This window comes from Porticoccaceae bacterium LTM1 (assembly GCA_030252795.1).
Classification (GTDB): domain Bacteria; phylum Pseudomonadota; class Gammaproteobacteria; order Pseudomonadales; family Porticoccaceae; genus SCSIO-12696.
The window spans coordinates 849,721-867,291 of record CP127080.1 but is presented as its reverse complement, the minus strand read 5'-3'; the positions used below and the strand labels follow the sequence as shown (position 1 = coordinate 867,291).

At 48.7% G+C, this 17,571-nt stretch carries 13 protein-coding genes; 2 read left to right on the top strand and 11 right to left on the bottom strand.

The genetic code is table 11. The features are described from left to right. Nucleotides 1-4 precede the first annotated feature (4 nt). Complete coding sequence (locus QP938_03855) at nt 5-1,582, bottom strand: hypothetical protein (protein WIO75051.1); 1,578 nt, start codon at nt 1,580-1,582, stop codon at nt 5-7. A gap of 1 nt (nt 1,583) precedes the next feature. After that, nucleotides 1,584-3,083, bottom strand: coding sequence for a hypothetical protein (locus QP938_03850; protein ID WIO75050.1), 1,500 nt, complete (start codon nt 3,081-3,083; stop codon nt 1,584-1,586). Nucleotides 3,084-3,752: 669 nt separating this feature from the next. Between QP938_03850 and QP938_03845 the strand changes: the two genes are divergently transcribed. Further along, nucleotides 3,753-4,184, top strand: coding sequence for a hypothetical protein (locus QP938_03845; protein ID WIO75049.1), 432 nt, complete (start codon nt 3,753-3,755; stop codon nt 4,182-4,184). 137 nt (nt 4,185-4,321) lie between these two features. Here QP938_03845 and QP938_03840 read toward each other — a convergent pair whose 3' ends face one another. From QP938_03840 to cysG, 8 genes are all read right to left on the bottom strand, one after another. After that, a complete protein-coding gene (locus QP938_03840; protein ID WIO75048.1) occupies nt 4,322-7,501 on the bottom strand; it encodes a TonB-dependent receptor in 3,180 nt (1,059 codons plus the stop codon). A gap of 105 nt (nt 7,502-7,606) precedes the next feature. Beyond that, the gene (locus QP938_03835) at nt 7,607-8,668 is read right to left on the bottom strand and encodes a FecR domain-containing protein (GenBank protein ID WIO75047.1); all 1,062 of its coding nucleotides are present in this window, start codon (nt 8,666-8,668) and stop codon (nt 7,607-7,609) included. Then, entirely contained in the window at nt 8,668-9,246 is a 579-nt protein-coding gene (locus QP938_03830; protein ID WIO75046.1) for an RNA polymerase sigma factor, read from the bottom strand. The genes QP938_03835 and QP938_03830 overlap by 1 nt, the downstream gene beginning before the upstream one ends. A 173-nt stretch (nt 9,247-9,419) precedes the next feature. Further along, the gene (locus QP938_03825) at nt 9,420-9,884 is read right to left on the bottom strand and encodes a YbaK/EbsC family protein (protein WIO75045.1); all 465 of its coding nucleotides are present in this window, start codon (nt 9,882-9,884) and stop codon (nt 9,420-9,422) included. 183 nt (nt 9,885-10,067) lie between these two features. Further along, on the bottom strand, nt 10,068-10,772 hold the full coding sequence (locus tag QP938_03820) for a sulfite exporter TauE/SafE family protein (protein ID WIO75044.1): 705 nt from the start codon (nt 10,770-10,772) through the stop codon (nt 10,068-10,070). Nucleotides 10,773-10,822: 50 nt separating this feature from the next. Then, nucleotides 10,823-11,581, bottom strand: coding sequence for a phosphoadenylyl-sulfate reductase (locus QP938_03815; protein WIO75043.1), 759 nt, complete (start codon nt 11,579-11,581; stop codon nt 10,823-10,825). 258 nt (nt 11,582-11,839) lie between these two features. Next, on the bottom strand, nt 11,840-12,799 hold the full coding sequence (gene cysK / locus QP938_03810; protein WIO75042.1) for a cysteine synthase A: 960 nt from the start codon (nt 12,797-12,799) through the stop codon (nt 11,840-11,842). A gap of 29 nt (nt 12,800-12,828) precedes the next feature. Next, complete coding sequence (gene cysG, locus QP938_03805; protein WIO75041.1) at nt 12,829-14,274, bottom strand: siroheme synthase CysG; 1,446 nt, start codon at nt 14,272-14,274, stop codon at nt 12,829-12,831. Nucleotides 14,275-14,712: 438 nt separating this feature from the next. Here cysG and QP938_03800 point away from each other — a divergent pair, with 438 nt between their 5' ends. After that, entirely contained in the window at nt 14,713-15,720 is a 1,008-nt protein-coding gene (locus QP938_03800; protein ID WIO75040.1) for a LysR substrate-binding domain-containing protein, read from the top strand. 20 nt (nt 15,721-15,740) lie between these two features. Here QP938_03800 and cysI read toward each other — a convergent pair whose 3' ends face one another. Then, nucleotides 15,741-17,462 (bottom strand): assimilatory sulfite reductase (NADPH) hemoprotein subunit, encoded by a 1,722-nt coding sequence (gene cysI / locus QP938_03795; GenBank protein ID WIO75039.1) that lies wholly within the window; start codon nt 17,460-17,462, stop codon nt 15,741-15,743. Nucleotides 17,463-17,571: the final 109 nt, after the last annotated feature.

Sequence of the window (17,571 nt, the reverse complement as noted above, 5' to 3'; positions counted from 1 at the left end):
CGGGTTACTCCGAATCTTGGGTAGGTTGTGTATTGTTTGTAGTTTGTGAGGTTGTTGTGCTTGTAGCGCTCTGTGACGCCTCTTTGGTGCGCAGTGCCGTGAAGTAGTCACGCACCACTTGTTTGAGCTGTGGCATTAAGTCTTTGTGAGCCAGCTGACCGATCGGGCCATTGCTGGTACCGCGGAACGATGCCGCTACCGGTGCCACCACCTGCTCTTCCGGCTGGGATTGCTCCTGAATGGACTTGGTACGGCCCGGGTTTGGGGTGCCCTGCAGGCGATCCGGCATCGGAACACCAAGCAGCATGGCAGCCACACCACGGGTTTTCTTCAACCCACCGGGGCCGCCGCGACCGTTAGCATCTTCATTTTCCTTATCACCCATTGCGCCACTCGGGGATAACTTGCGGTCCACTGGTGCCTTGCGCTGGTTCTTCTTGGGGCTGGCAGCAGAATTGGCTTTTTGCTCTTCGTCCTCTTCCGATTCTGGATCCTCGTCATTGGTCCCTTCGTCTTCCTGCTGGGCTTTGTTATCTGCGGCTTCTTTATCAGAGTCCGCCGGATTCTGGCCGGAAGTATTGCCCTTGCCACTGGCTACGCCAGCCGCCGAGTTTTGCTCCTGCTCTTCGGCCTCTTTGGGCTTGGCTTCAGACTTTTTCTTTTGAGTGCCAGCTGGTTTCTCGTCTTTTTTCTTCTCGTCTTTAGAACCCGAACTTTGTGAGGAGGCGCCGGAACCGGCACTGCCGCTCTGACTCTGTTTGGAACTGCTTTCCTGATCAGAAGCCGCAGAAGCCGCCTTCGGTGTTCCCGGAGAAGCTTTTTGCGGCTCTACCGGTTGTGAACCCTCTGAAGGCTTGCCAGCTTTGTGCTGACGCTTGGCTTGCGGAGGCGCTTGGGTTTCCGGTTGGCGTGGTGCGTTCTCTTCCACGGCCATGGGATCATCAGACTGATGATTTGAACGGGTATCAATAGCGGCAATCACTGGCTCTGTCAGTGACGCGTCATCAGTGCCAGACAGACTGAAGTGGGCTTGATTCAGCAGCATGGCAACCGCCAATACACCTACACCAAGTGCAGCGTATTTCCAGTTGTGGTGACTCAGTTTCGGGCCTGCCAGATTAACCGCAGGCAATTTGCTGGACAGCGCTTCATCAATAAACGGCACCGCATCGGAAACAGCCGCCTGCTCGAAGTCGCTCAATTGCTCTTTGTTTATAAACTCATCGGCAGTTTGCAGACGGTCTTTTACCCCCAGCCTCTGGTCATAAAACGCCAGTGCTACACGGCGATCAATTTTGTGCCCCAGTAGAGTGACAGCAAACGCCACACCCCACGCCACCACTGGAACCAGTACAAACAGTAAAACCATTTGCAGATAGCTCAGCGGGGATTCCGAGCCACTGAGTTTGGCGATCAGCACAGTCAAAATAATCAGCACCGGGGCAACCGGCACAGCCAGCTGCAACACCTGCCAGGCTTTTTCCAGTGCCTCGCGGCGGGCCAGGGTTTTCAGGTGAACAGTGCCCTTTGCAGCGAGCTGATCCAGTTTTGCCTGAAGCGAGCTAAAACTTGGCATTGTCATCTTATTTATCCCCCGTCAGCAAAGCGTCGTTGGGGTCAAGATGTTTAGCGGTGCGCTCCAGTGCCACCTTGAGGCCAGTCTGCTGTAGCTGACCTTCAGACATTCCGGAGGCTAAACGCTTATAAGTAGCGTAGGCACGACGATAGCGCTTCATCGCCTCATAAGCGCGCCCCAGCCCCATGCGGGTTTGCCCATCCAGTTGAGGGTCACCATTGAAAGAGGCAGACAGGTAATATTTCCAGCCCTGGCGGGGATCCCCTTTATCCAGGTAACGTTCACCGAGAATCAACTGATATTGCTGGCGCACAGACGGTTTCTGGGAATAGGAGATAAACTCCAACCCCTTTTCACAGGCACCAATCGTCAGGTCCATAAACCTGGAACTGGGCATGCCTTGATGAGCTTTCTGGCAGTAACCAAACATGTACTCAAGCTTTTTGCGCGGCTTCATTTGATCCAGTGAGTACTGCAAACCCTCTAACATTTTGTCGGCAGGGGCTTTTTTTCTCATGCCGATGGTGAACATCTCATCAGCGGCCTCTTCAACATTGTGATCCTGTGGAAAAGCCTGCAGATAGGCTAATAATTGCTCCCAATCCCGAGCCGCTGACGCCTTGTAAAAGGCTACATCGCCATCGTGGTAGTTGTTGTTGCGTGTCAGGTTTAGAGCCAGATAACCAGCTTTGGGGTCGATGGTGACATCAAATGAGGCCCACAAACCAAGCCCGGTGCGCATTACACGATCCGATGGTGCAGTAGATTCAGCCTTTGGCAGCTTCTTATTACGAACGGCCACCATTCCGGAGAGTTTCTGTTTACCATCGGTGCCAAAGCTAATGTCTTTTGACGTGTCCAGTTTTGCGGCCAGCTTTGGATCTATTGTGGTGTGATAACCCGCCGTCTGCAGCTCCATAGTGCCTATCTGCTTGCCGTTAGCAGAGACAGGAACATAAAGGTTATGGCCCGCTATCGTTACAGGAACAACCACCTGGGAGCTTTGCTTAACTTGTTGAGAGTGTTCGGCATTAGAGAGGGTCATGGAGAAAGCCTGGTCCTCCATATTGAAGTTGATTGCGTATTCCTTAAGGAAATCGAAACCAACAACGGCAGTGACATCAATATTTTCCAGTTCAACGTCGTATTCGGCACTCAAAGCATCACACACATTGGGTCCATCTCCGAGGTTACGGCACTTGGCAAAATTCACCTCTAACTCAAATCCATCATTGGTAAATCTGACCTTCTCACCAGGCTGGAGAGCCGACCCCAGTGACTTGTGGACCTCTTTATGGAAAGCCACGTAGTCTTTACTACCCAGGTCGACGACAAAGTGACTCTGTTTTTCAAAACCCTGGGCTTTGTAGGTAAAGGGCACCAATAAATGATTACCGAGAATCTTGAGAGGCGCCGAACCTCCCGCCCCCTCTGCCTGGGCCAGCTGAGCCGCCCCCAGGGTTACCGCTACCAGAAGGTAGGAGAATTTTTGAAACAATCGCCGCATTATCAAAACACCCTTATCTTTTGTTGGAACAATCTTGGAAATCAAATTTTTCTATTTATCAAAACGTTACCCACTATTGACGTAAACGATCCTGAGAGCATCAACACCCTTTTTAAAATGTTAAATTTTGTTAACAGTAGATTTTCTAACCCTTCTCTGTGGCTTACCCCCGAGAAAGACAAGCCACCAAACGTAGAGGAGGCCTGCATCAGAGCCATATTCTCTCTGTAGGTGATTGCATAGTATGTAAACCCAACAGGTATCCTTTATCCGCCATATCAGTTTGTTAAGAATTGTAAATAGACGAAACCAACACCACCCATCATGGTCACGTGCATTGATCTTAATATCGGCTTGAACATCAAAGACAGTCGCTTAGGGTTAAGAACTGTTAAGTTTTGTAATTACCTTTGCAATACAGAAACACAGCAACAACATTGCGCAGACGCCAAAACTTCCACCACAGCTTCAATGCCACATATTTAGTGCACATCCGGAAACTGACGTCATTCCCGCGAAGGCGGGAATCCATTAAGCTATTTCCTTCGAAAAAACTGGATTCCCGCTTTCGCGGGAATGACGCCTTGTACTTTTAGCGCTGTTTCCGGACGGACACTATTTAGCTGTTTTCAGTTTATAGATATATAGTAGTTCTACAGGATTGAAGGTGTGAATGAGATGACATTCGAGCAACTGTTTGATCAAAGTTTTGATCGGGTTAACTCTACTCTAGTTGATAGCATTAGCTTCTTTGATGCGTTCTACGATCGATTTCTGCGGTCATCCAAGGAGGTGGCCGACAAGTTCAAAGACACGGACATGACCAAACAGCAGAAAATGCTGAAGCGCTCTTTCTATAGTCTGGTAACCTTCTTTGCCACCTATAAAGCCGATCACAGCCTGGAAAAAATCGCCATCAAGCACAATCGTGCTCACCTTGATATAAGACCCGAACTTTATGATTTATGGCTAGAATGTTTGATAGATACTGCCAGAGAATTTGATTCCGAATTTACAGAGGAACTTGAGCTGGTGTGGCGGCTGGTGATGATGCCGGGGATTGTTTATATGAAATTTCATTATGATAAGACAGAAGAATAGTCAGAATAATAAAAAGGCGATCCCAAAGTGAGGATCGCCTTTTAAATTTTATAATTTAAAGAAGTAAATTATTACCTACGCTATCTTTACTGAATTTCAAATATTTCCACTCAAAATTAAACTAAAATTCTAAATTTTCAAAACCGTTTTGTCACACCCAGATGGAACATTCTTCCACGCGGGTCAGCCAAATTAGCATTCAGCGCAGGCAGAGGGTATGGTTCACCTGTTGTCAAATCCTTGATCTCAAACTCTGGATGATCATCGAACAGATTCATTATTTTGAAGGTGACCACTGTATTTTTAAGCCAATCAGGTATATCCATCCCTCCTCCCTGTTCAGTATCGTAAGCCAACACCAAATCTGTTTTAAGTGCTGCCTTAGCAATACGCTGGGTGCGATCCCCGGCTCCTTCCCGTTGATCTGAGCTTACTGTCTTACTGGATGTATTGGCATTAATATTTGCAGACCAACCTCCGTTATACCAACCCAGGTTTGCACTGTAACGGTAAGCCGGTATCACGTTGTGACTTCTGAAGTTCACATCAGCCACCACATTGATTGGTTCATCGCCGGTTACTTCTACTCGTTCATATTTTCCTGTGTAACCGACATTGGCTGTAAAGATAAACTGCCCTACATCTGTTTCCCGATCATATCGAACATGATAATCCACACCCGATATCTCCACCTGCGCATTATTTATGGCACGGTAATCAACAATTAGCCAACCTTTCTCTTCGTCCCTGGTTACATTGCGATATTTCGAGACATAGTCTGTGCCACTTGTGAACACTGGTATTGGAGCCGGGCCAATTCGGTTATTGTAAGTGGTTCGATGCCAGGTTGCTCCAAGGGTCAACCCCGCAATCGTCTCAGGCTTCACTTCCAATCCTACCGTCTGTGACGAAGCTGTTTCCGGTTGCAAGTCTGGATTCCCTCCGAAAATATCCATACCAAGAAAATCAACCTCACCGGTATAAGCGCCATTTTCGTCACGAAGATACTGGGGCACACCGTTTGTAAACCAGGGCAAAAGCTCCGGATAATTGCGTATTTCCGGATCAACGAGTACTTCTCTTGGAGTTGGCACTACATAAGAGGTTGACTGGTTTGCTTTTACTGTCACTTGCTCCACAGGGTTCCAGATCATTCCCAGCGACCATGTCGAGTCTCCCCCAAAATCACTGTAACTGTCATATCGCGCAGCGCCAGTCAAATTAAGTCGCTCTATTCCTGTAACACTGTTATCTGCACCTACCAAAGGTAGCAATAACTCTGCAAATGCGGACTGCTGAACCCGGCGAACCTCAACCTTGTCATAACCATCAGTAGGAAGGCTATAATTTGATTCAAATCCCGATTGATAAACGCTGGTTGATGAAGCGGTTTCCAGTATTTCCTGACGCCAATCAACGCCCAAGGCCAAATGCACTTCCCCACCCGGCAGATCAAATAATGCGCCATTGACACTCGCCTCAAAACTGTTTTCCTGATTAATCGCCAAGATATCTTTCTGCCCTGCAACCAACTGAGCCAGCAAGGCTGAATCGTTCTCCAAAATATCGCTGGCAAACACATTCAAACCGGAATCAATCAGGTTGGTAAATCTGTAATCAAGTTGATTTTCGATATAGTCTTCTGTGTATCCTATGCTTCGGAAGTAATCCAACACCTCATCTGAGTAATAAACGTCACTAGTAATTGAGTCGTTGATATATTGAGAATCAATTCTGTCTCGTGACTGTCCCGTTGACATATTCCAACGCCAGCTCCCACCCATTTCTCCATCCAGCCCCAATGACCAGCGCCACACCTCTTGATCACTTTCAAAGTGTTTGTCTGCCAAACCAGGTATTCGCCAAAAAACAGAATTGGTGCTAGTACCTGAACCTTCGAATGGCAGTGGGTTTGCATCGTCAAACTCGTAAAACCGGGCAGCAAATGTAAATGCACCATTTGCTGCATAAGTTTGACGGTCGGAGTAATAAAGTGAACCTGACAGCGTAACATCGCCTTCTCCCCAAGGCAGCGCCTGGTCAAAACCGACCTGAACTGTGCTGCGCTTTTGAGAAGGTATCAAGCTAATACCATCTTCAGCTTCAGGGTCTTCCGGATAGGCTGTAAGCCCGACAAAATCATCCACCAAGAGATTGCTGCCATTTTGGCTGGCTGGCAGCTGGGAATATCTTATTGCCTCAACACCGGGCGAACTTGGGTTCAACCCCAATCCCGCCAGTTCAGATGCTAAATAGTTTTCACCATTGTATTGATAGAACAGCGGGCTAAAAGCTGTAATATAAGCAGGTGAGCTAAAGTAACTGGTTGCAATCCTTTCTGGGCGTTCATTGCCATCCAGATTACTCCGTTGGAAATGCTCGATTGTGGCGCGAACCCGACCGCTATCCCAACTTGTCCCTCCCGACATTGTCAGAATATGCTCACCAAACCCGCCCGCCTCAGGCGTTCCGTATTCGAAAGTAATTTCAGCCCCTTCATAATCTTTTTTAAGGATAATATTGACAACACCGCCAACGGCATCAGAACCATAGATCGCCGAAGCGGCGTCCAGCATAATTTCTACACGCGCAACAGAATTAAGTGGAATTCCACTAATATCTGCAATGCCTCCAAAAAGTCCGGACTTTCCAATACGGCGCCCATCGATCAATACCAGAGTGGATTCACTGCCCAATCCGCGCAGGTTAATGCTCGAACCACCGGTAATATTGAGAGCACCATTAAATGACATTCCTGACCCGGCGGCAGTCGCACCCACTTCACTAGCACCGAATATATTCTGCGGCAGCTGGCGCAATGCTCCTTCCAAGGTACTTTGACCTGTACCACGCAATGCTTCGGCATCCAAGGTAAGAACATTTGCTGCCACCTGGCTTGAGGCTCTTACAATGCGACTGCCCGTAACTACCAGTTCCTCTACTTCCTTAACATCCTTAACATGCTCATTACCTGCATTTTCATCCTTATCATCAGTAATTATTTTTACTGTCTCCCCCTCAAAGCTATAAGTCAGGCCTGTGCCTTTGAGAAGCCCCCTTAGTGCATTTTCAATTGTCATTGAACCCAGCAGTCCTTTGCTATTGATATTTCCCAAGGCTGATGAGTCCATAATCAACTGAATATTGGATTGTTCTGATAGCTTTAGAAGAGCTGTATCCAGTGACTGGGATTTTATATCAAAATTAATCTTTTGACCCAGGTCACTGGCAGAAGCTTGATGAATAGCAACGCATAGTGGTAACGCAGCGAAGATATTTAGTGTTTTTGTACGATTACCGAGTTTTCTTATACTCATTGAAAGTTCCTCATCTTTTTCAGGTTTCTACCCCTCCGAAGGAAAACATCTCCTTCCGAAAACCAAGACGACTCACCAAACTTTTTTTGAAGTATTTTATTTTTCTCACTGGCGCTTTCTTAAAATTATTGCCTTATCACCCGCTTCACTAACTTCCAATTTATAAATATCAATAACGCCACTCAGCCACTCCTCAAGTTGATTTTGATGAACTGTACCGGTAAACATAAGCATTTCGGCATTACTCCCCACCAGAATAATCTCTTTTCGAGAATACCGATTAATGTCTTCAATTACTGATTGAAGTGGCTCCCGACGATAACGCCAATAACCTTTTTTCCAGTCAGCCATTCCCGATTCGATGGAAGTTATCTCTCCCATTTGCCCTTCCATGGTGTAGCCGACCTGTTCACCACGTTCCAGGATAGCGGACTGCGCCGGCGTATTACCCGGAACATCACCATTCAAATGGCTAACCACCTGAACCCGTCCTTCAGCGACGGTTACCTGTGTTCGTTTTGAGTTGCGATTTACATTAAAGAGTGTACCCAGCACAGTGATATTTCCCTTCCCTGCCATTACCACAAAGGGACGATCAGAATCACTGACAACATTAAACAAAGCTTCACCGTGTGTAAGAACAACATTGCGTTGCTGCTCTGAGTAATTCACCGATATTCCGGATTTAGCCCCTATGGTAATTTGGGAGCCATCGTCCAGTGTGATTTCACGTTGTTGCGCAACGGTTGTTTCATACACCTGAACCTCTGGCAGGTGTCCTCTCTCTGGTATCAACGCAAATAGCAGGACAGCCAAAATTATTGCGGCAGCAGACGCTGTAGGCAGCCAGATTGAGTTTCGTTTTTTGGCCGGATATGGAACCACCTTGGCCGTTGTTGGTGATTGCTTTGCCAGCCACTCACTAATTGATTCACTGCCATCGTAATCATCAGCCGTCATTTCTGCTTCATCGGGCAGCGGAATTTCTTCAAGCTGATTCATCCGTTTATAAAGATCTTGATACCGGGAAAACGCCTGCAGATGTTCCGATGAGGATGACATCCATTCTTCCCAGGCCAGCAGTTGCTCACCTGAAAGTTCGGGCTCCTGGATAGTGGCAAACCACTCAGCTGCCTCCAATTCGATAGATTCCTTTTTCCTATCCATTACTTGCTCCCTCCTGCTTTACTCCCAGCCCTGTTTTTCAATGCAGCCCGACAATGCTCAATGGCTCTACTGACATAAATTCGTACCATTCGCTCCGACAGTTGCATTTTTACTGCCACTTCACTGAACGAATGGCCACCGAATTTATGAAGTAGAAAAGCCATTCGACATTTTGGAGGTATCTCTTGAATGGCTTTGCGAATAACCTCCAGCTCCTCCAATGCAGCAGCACTCTCTTCTGGCGATGGGCTTACATCATCCTGATGGTCAAAAAAGATCAGTTCGTGGATACGATCGCGGCGAGAGAAGTGTTTATTGCGATCACTGGCCAGGTTGGCGGCAGTTTTAAACAGGTAGGAGCGCATATAGTTAACTGCCTCCGGCTTATCCAGATCCAGCAGCCGCACATAGGCCTCCTGCGCGACTTCTTTAGCTTCCTGCTCAGAGTGAAGTCTGGCCCTCAAAAATTGTATAAGTACCTGATTGTGCTCACGAAACAGTCTTTCTATGCGCTGCTCATGAGTCTCTTTGTCAGTACCCATAACGGTTTGCTCGCGGGATTGCCAATGCCTTCTCACCTCTCTACCCCTATCTTGACTTAAAGCCTAGACGACTGAGGGCAGGATTTTTGAAATTCCAAATAAAGTGCCTCGCCAGCCGAAGCTTGGCGAGGCTAGAGGAGGGTGCAGTTCGAGATCAACTATGACCCCGAACATTACCTAGACGACTCAGCCTGCGATTTGTGAAACCCTCAGTGAGTAATAACCGCTCTGTTTTGCTTGTTCATCAACCCAACAAAGTCAGACTGCTTCATATGTATCAGCTCTTGATGGTCTCCGGCTTCTATATAGAGGTCATGTTCTGCCGCCAGATGCTCATCCCAGATAGTCTGCAAGCCAAACGCTTCACCAATTGCCGGTACGGCACCGTAGTCGCAACCTGCAATAACTGCTGAGAGTTCAGATTCTCCTGCTAAACGCAGGTTTCGACCGGTATGTTTGCGAATGCTGTTCATGCTCACCTGACGGGAAGCCGGCACTGCTGCCATCATGTAGCCTTGTTCATCTTCCAGCAATACGCCTTTAACCATAGAGTCTACAGGCACATGTGCCGAGACTGCGGACAATACAGAGGTTTCGGTATGCCGATGATTTACCAGGTCGTATTTTATATGGTGCTGATCCAGGTAGGTTTTCAGTGGAATGGAAATAGTCATTTTTCGATCCTCAACAACAGGGTAACAACAGGCGTTTGTGGTGAACGCCTTCCCCAGCAGGTTGTTGAAATTTTATCTGCGTTGCTCCTGCTGCCTCGAAAAAAAACTTCAACAGCCTGCTAGGAGTATAGGCAGCTATCCACTGCTGCTTGGTACGCTTGGTGACCGATCAGTGACTTGCAGTTATCGCAGGCAGGTAGCGTAGGCCAGCCAGCCCCCAACCAGCAACAGGACTGCCGCGATCCAGCGCTCATTCAAACGCCAGTTAAGTCGGGAGCCAAGCCATACTCCGGGCAAAGAGCCTATTAGCAGCAGCCCCAACAGTTGAAAATTGACATGGTCAACAGCGAGATGGCCTAGCCCGGCTACGAAACTCAATATGACCGTATGAGCCAGATCCACACCAACCAGTTCTGTCATTCGTCGTTCTGGAAATAGCACAGCGAGTACCGCCAAACCAAGTGCACCTGCCCCTACGGAACTCAGGGTTACCAACACCCCTAGCAGTGCCCCAAAAAGAACAAGCAGAATCGAACGGTATTTGAGAATATTCTTTCGGTTATGCACCCAACGACTGATTTTGGGACGTAAAAAAATAACTGTCCCGGTCAATAACAAGGCGAAAGAGAGCACCTTCTGAATAGTGACTACAAACTCTCCGTTCTCTGGAATAATCGCGACTGTAGCCAGACTTGCGGGAATACTCCCCAGCCACATAAATGAACTGATTTTCCAGTCCACCAGTTTTTTTCGAGTGTATTCGACCGTACCAACCAGTTTGGTAACACCCGCAAAAAACAAATCTGTCGCAACTGCCACTGGCGGAGAAATTTTAAATACCAGAATTAACAGCGGCGTCATTAATGAACCGCCACCAATTCCAGTCATTCCAATTATTATTCCGACAAACAGGGCACTTACAATTAGTGCAACTTCCGTCACCCCTGATCCCCGCCGTCATACTTGATGGGCTCTGGTGGCTCAGAGATCAATTTGATTGGACTTGCCTGCACATGAAGACCGCACTCTTTACTATCGGGATTTTCCCACCACCAGCGACCGGCTCTTACATCTTCGCCCATGGTGATTGAGCGAGTACAAGGCGCACAGCCAATACTGGCAAAGTGCTGATCATAGAGAGCGTTGTAGGGAATATTTTCAGAGCGAATGAGCTGCCAAACCTCTTTTTCGGTCCAGTCGGCCAACGGGTTGTATTTCCACAAACCGTTACTTTCGTCCCAAGCCTTTTCTTCCAGTTCATTACGGGTTGCTCCCTGCTCCCGACGCATACCGGTAATCCAGGCTTCTTTGCCTGACAGGGCACGCTTTAAAGGCAGGACTTTTCGCACATAGCAACAGCCTTTACGCTGTTCTACCGAATCGTAGAATCCGTTAATGCCGTTGTCCTGTACGTATTTTTCAATATCATCTGCATCCGGTGAAAACACCTCAATTTGGTAGCCGTACTGTTTTTTCACATCGTCGATGACCTGTAGGGTTTCCTGATGCAGTCGACCGGTATCCAGTGAAAAAATTTCAATAGCAATATTGTGAGTGAGCAACAAGTGCGTGATCAGCATATCCTCAATGCTCAGGCTGTTCGCCAGAGCTACTGATTTGTGATCAGCAGCGATACGATTGAGCTGTTCGACCAGAACCTGTTTTTTCAGATATAAGGACTTGGCGATATTCGTCACAGAAAAAAATGCTCCATCCGGGCTACGTCTTTGTCATTCTGAACGTAGTGAAGAATCTCGTTGTTAACTAAACTGTGAGATCCTTCGCTTTGCTCAGGATGACATTGGTTGTTTTGGCGACTGATATTCCCGGATTACGCGTTGCTCCATCCGGACTACGTCTTTGTCATTCTGAACGTAGTTAAGAATCTCTGTTCTACCTGAAATTTGAGATCCTTCGCTTTGCTCAGGATGACAATGGTGGTTTTTGTATAGCTATTAACCCGTCACTTCCTGCAGCCAGAGATCATCTGATTCTTCGCTGATGTCATCAAACAGGAAGGTACTCAGATACCGCTCGCCGGTGTCAGGCAGCATTGCGAGTATATTGCTGCCCGCTGGTGCGGTTTCGGCCACCTTAAGAGCGGTGGCAAAAGTACCACCGGCAGAAATACCAACAAATATTCCCTCTTTCTGGGCAAGTGCCAGTGCTGTATCACGGGCAACGGTGTCATCGACGGGAATCACTTCGTCAATTACATCTCGATTGAGCACCTTCGGAATAAAGTCCGGGGTCCAGCCTTGAATTTTATGAGGCTGCCATTCGTTGCCTTGCAATAAGGCAGCACCTGCAGGTTCGGTACCGATAATTTTCACATTGGGCAATGCCACTTTCAGTACTTCACCCACACCGGTAATGGTTCCACCGGTACCATAACCACTGACGAAATAATCCAGCGGGGTATCTGCAAAATCTCGGAGGATTTCCGGCCCGGTGGTATTGCGGTGGTAAGCCGGGTTTGCTTCGTTTTCAAACTGACGAGCAAGGAACCAGCCATTTTTTTCTGCCAGTTCTTCTGCCAGACGAACCATTCCCGTCGCTCTCTCTGCAGCCGGAGTCAGAATGACCTTCGCACCCAGTGCTTTCATTAATTTGCGGCGCTCAACAGAAAAGCTTTCCGCCATAGTGGCAACAAATGGATACCCTTTGGCTGCAGCCACCATAGCGAGGGCAATACCGGTATTACCGGACGTCGCCTCAATGATTGTTTGCCCCGGCTTCAACACACCGCGACGCTCGGCATCTTCCACAATAGCGATTGCCAGCCGATCTTTTACCGATGCCATCGGGTTGAACGCTTCCACTTTGACAAACAGATTGACGTGGTCAGGCCCAAGCCGGTTAATTTTTACTACGGGTGTACGACCAATGGTTTGCAGAATATTGTCGTAAATCATCTTGAATCACCTTTCCTTCATTTTTAGTGTTACCAGGCACACATCTGGGGTATTTCAAACGCTTCAGTCTTTTCGGCTGCCGGGGAATACTGTTGGTAACTGTCGTTAAACCACTGATACTGCCCAGCCAACTGACAGACTTCGCCAATCAAAATCATAGTTGGTGATTCAAGCTGGTGCCGAGTGATCATCTCCGGCAATTGATCGAGTTGACCGCTCACAGTCCTCTGGTGCGACGTCGTAGCGCGCTCAATCAGTGCCACTGGCGTTTTTGGATCGCGGCCATGGCTTATCAATTGACCTGAAATGGTTGCTGCCTGCTTCAGGCCCATATAAACCGCAAGGGTCTGATTGGACTTGGCCAGAGCTTTCCAATCCAGCTCTCCACCGTCCTTACCATGCCCGGTAACCAGAATGGCAGACTGGGAATAGTCACGGTGAGTCAGGGGTATGCCACTGTATGCTGCACTTGCCGCCGCTGCCGTAATGCCCGGTACCACATCAAAGGAGATTCCGGCATCCTTAAGCGCCCCAAGCTCCTCACCGCCACGACCAAATACAAAGGGGTCACCACCTTTCAGGCGCACTACCCTTAATCCCTGCTGTGCATAGCTGACCAACTGCTGTTGAATATCTTCCTGATGGGAGCTGTGTGCACCGGATTTTTTGCCAACGTAAATTCGATCGGCATCGCGGCGAATCAGCTCCAATACATCGTCACTGACCAGATTGTCGTAGAACACCACATCGGCGGTCTGAATCCTCTGCAACGCCTTGAGAGTCAACAACTCCGGGTCACCAGGTCCAGCCCCTACGAGACTGACATGACCAGCCAAAGACGGCTTTTCACTGTTCAGAAGTCGTAGCACTTCCGATTCCGCCTGGGCGTCCTGACCTTGATAGACCAACGATGGAATACTGGAGTTGAGCAATTGCTCCCAGAACAGTCGACGCTGACCGCTGGTTTGCAGCTTTTGCTTAACGACGCTGCGCCACTTGCCCATCTTGGCCGCCAACTGCCCGAGCCTTGATGGCAATCGCGACTCCAGCTCCGCTCGCAGTGAACGAGCCAGAACCGGGGCATCACCACTGGTAGAAATTGCCACCTGGACGGAATCACGATCCACGATCGCCGGGACGATAAATTGGCTGAGATGTCTGTCGTCCACCACGTTGGCAAAAACCTGGCGCTCAGAAGCAGCGGCCTCTATGCGCTGATTGACTTCAACATCATTAGTGGCCGCTATTACCAGCCACTGTCCGTCGAGGTCGGAGGCCAGAAATTCACCTTTCCGTAACTCGAGCCGTCCCTGACTGTGCAATTCAGCGACGGGAGCACCTACCTCCCTGGCTACCACCTTAAGTTGAGCACCGGTTTTGAGTAACAAGTGAATTTTGCGCTGGGCAACTGTACCCGCCCCAACCACGAGAACGGGCTTGTCCTTCAAATCGGCAAAAATAGGAAAATATTTCATGATTGGGCATATCCGGGTTTATCTAAACCAGCCCAATTTAGCGATCAGAGGAACTTTTAAGAAATAATACTTGCTTATCTGTAAATATTATTTCGTTATTTAGATGAAAATACCCTTGCCTTAGAACGTTTCGCCATGCTAAAAATCGCTTTCAAGTTTTAGAGCACCCACCAATTACCCTTTGGGTTTGTATTGAAAATGGCAACCAACTACCTCTTTTATCTCGTCGCATGTGCTTTTCATGGTATCTCTACCATGATCAACACCAGCTACACTAACGCCTGCATTTGTATGTGTGTGCACAGCGACGGTGGATATTGAAACCGGTAGTTCAACCTGCCTTATCAAAGCCACCGTGTAAGACACTGGTGGCTTTTTTTATGCCTGACTCACTTACGCCACAACAGGCAGCTGTGAAAGCAAATTGAGGATTCAATTGTGAAACTACAACAACTTCGCTACCTGGTGGCCATTTCGGAGAACGGGCTTAACATTACTGCCGCTGCCGAACAGCTCTACACCTCTCAGCCAGGCATCAGCAAACAGCTTAAGCTTCTGGAAGAAGAGCTTGGGCTGAGGCTGTTTTCCCGCAACGGCAAGACCCTGGATGGCATTACCCATGCCGGCCATCTGGTGCTGGAGAAGGCCCGAAATATCCTGCGCGACGTTGATACCATCAAACAACTTTCCAATGAGCTGCAAAATGAGCATGGCGGTGTCCTTTCTATCGGAACCACCCACACACAAGCCCGTTATGTATTGCCCTCTATTCTGGGCAAATTCCGTGAGCTTTACCCGGATGTCCAACTCCATCTGCATCAAGGTACCAATGACCAGATCGACGAATGGCTGAAGTCCGGCCATGTAGACTTTGCCATCGCCAGTAGTGCCTCGCCACGAAACAACAACATGGTCACTCTCCCTTGCTACTTCTGGGACCAGGCCTTACTGGTTCCACAAGGGCACCCCCTGACCCAATTGGACTCTATTGAGCTGGAGGATCTGGTCAAATACCCTATTGTGACTTACCTGTTCAGCTCAACTGATCGCTCTACACTGGTGGATGCCTTCCACAAAGCTGGCCTGAAACCGGACATTGCAATAACCGCCCGCGATGCCGACGTTATCAAAACCTATGTCCGTCAGGGCCTGGGTATCGGCTTTGTTGCCAACATGGCGTACTCTCCCGATGAAGATAGTGATCTGGTGGCCTACAGTACCCACGACATCCTTCCCACCTACACAACCTGGATCGGTTTTCGGGAAGATCACTATCTGCGAAGCTATATGTACGACTTTATCTCACTGCTGGCGCCTCATTTTGATCGCCGCAATATTGACGATGCGATCAATGAGTACCGCAACAGTGGGTCTATCACCAATATTGACCTGAGCAAACTGCCCTACCGGCTGATTGCTCGAGGTCATAACCAATCAGCTGCCTAGGGCTTGTTCACACTAAGAACTCAGAGGCTTTTCGCCGGGATCAGCTTCATCTCCTGGTGAAAGGCTGCCGGTCCTGTATTTTCGGCAACGATTCCAGCTCGAATGACGAAGTCCCCAAAAGGCTCTCCGGCATTACGTTCTACCGCAAAACGTTCGAACAGGGGATCCAATTCGCCGAGTATTTCCGCTTCATCAATATTCTCTCGATAAAGCGCACTGAAGCGCTGTCCCCAACGACCGGCACCCAGATACATGTTGTACTTGCCGGGCCCTTTACCAATAAAGCCGACCTGGGCCAATGCAGCACGACCACAACCATTAGGACAGCCCTGCATACGCACAGTAAGCTCTTCCTCAGACAGCTGATGCTTATCCAGCAACTGTTCAATTTTGGTTACCAGGTCTGGCAGGTAGCGTTCACTTTCCGCCATTGCCAACGAACAAGTCGGCAGTGCCACACAAGCCATGCTGTTACGTCGAACAGCCGAAACGCCCTCACCACCATCAAGTTGATATTTGGCTACCAGCGCTTCTATTTGTGGACGATCCTCTGGAGCGACACTGGCAATAATCAGGTTCTGGTTAGGGGTAATGCGAAAATCACCTTTGTGGACTTTCGCTATTTCCCGCAAGCCAGTCATCAATTGCAGGCCATCGCCATCCTTTATTCGACCATTCTGAATAAACAGATTGAGGTGCCAGCGGCCGTCGAAACCTTCGGTCCAACCATATCGATCACTGTTGCTGACAAACTCAAATGGCCTGGCCGCTTCCAGTGCATACCCCAAGCGATTTTTCAGTTCTTCTTTAAACCACTCAATTCCATGCTTGGCTATGGTGTACTTGAATCGCGCAAAACGACGGTTCACCCGATCACCATAATCGCGCTGAATTTTCAGGATCTCCTCAGAAACCTGCAATACCTGGTCTGGCGTACAGAAACCAATAACATCAGCCAACCTTGAAAACGTCTCTGGATCGCCGTGGGTCATTCCCAAGCCACCACCAACGGTGACGTTAAACCCTTTCAGCTCGCCTTTCTCGATAATGGCAATAAAGCCCATATCGTGGGCAAACACATCCACGTCATTGAACGGTGGAACCGCCATCGCAGTTTTGTATTTTCGCGGCAGATACGTGTCACCATAAATCGGCTCTTCTTCCTGGTTGGTATCGACCTTCTCACCATCCAGCCAGATTTCGTAATAAGCATTAGTGCTCGGCAACAAGTGCTCCGAAATTTTGGTCGCCCATTGATACACTTCCTGGTGAACCTGGCTCTCTACCGGATTGGGATTACACATTACATTGCGGTTTACATCACCACAGGCGGCGATAGCATCCACCAATACGGAATGCATGTGCTGGAATGTCGGCTTGAGGTGATTTTTCACCACACCGTGAAACTGAAACGTCTGGCGAGTAGTGAGCCGTAAGGTGCCGTTACCATACTGCTGGGCGATACTGTCCATCGCCAGCCACTGCTCAGGCGTACAAACACCACCCGGCAGTCGCGCCCGGATCATAAAGCTATAGGCGGATTCCAGAAACTGCTTGCGACGCTCATTGCGAACATCACGGTCATCCTGCTGATAAGTACCGTGGTGCTTGAGGATATGCAGATCTTCCTCGCGGATTGCACCGGTAATCGAATCATTAAGGCTCTCCGCCAAAGTACCGCGCAGATGGCGACTGTTGGCCTTGATTGCCTCTGTTGGCGCGAGTTGAACTTCTTTACTCATTTCTAAATCTCTAATAACTTTGAAAGACACGGGCTGGGTATGGCTTGCTATGACCGTGGCTAGGGCCTGTTAACGGCGTGTCATAGCAAGCCATACGCTGCCCATGTTG